Raw genomic sequence first — 255 nt, 5'->3', positions numbered from 1 at the left:
CAGCGCCTGGATCTTCAGGTCTTTGTTGCGCAGTTCCTGATCTTTGAGGTGGAGTTCCCGGTCTTTGGCTTGCAGCAGATGGTGTTGGGCTTGCTGCGCGACGTTCGCCTGCTCTGCCAGCTGCGCCGTCACCCATTCCGCCAAGGCGGGATCGGGGTTGAAACGGGCGAGTTCGGCAGCGATATCCATGACCGGATTTTACCATGCCCCACCCACCAGAAGCCGCTTCCTGCTTGAGTTTGAAGCGACTTTTAT

The 255-nt window shown here is 58.0% G+C and carries 1 protein-coding gene; it reads right to left on the bottom strand.

Annotated elements, in window-relative coordinates:
- A partial coding sequence (locus PZA18_RS25875) for a hypothetical protein (RefSeq protein ID WP_284103523.1) occupies positions 1 to 189 on the bottom strand: 189 nt, incomplete at its 3' end.
- Between the last annotated feature and the right edge of the window lie 66 nt (positions 190 to 255).

It is taken from the genome of Parachitinimonas caeni, assembly GCF_030129945.1.
Lineage (GTDB): Bacteria > Pseudomonadota > Gammaproteobacteria > Burkholderiales > Chitinimonadaceae > Parachitinimonas > Parachitinimonas caeni.
Note: the sequence above shows the minus strand (reverse complement) of the source record. Positions and strands in the feature narration are given on the sequence as shown.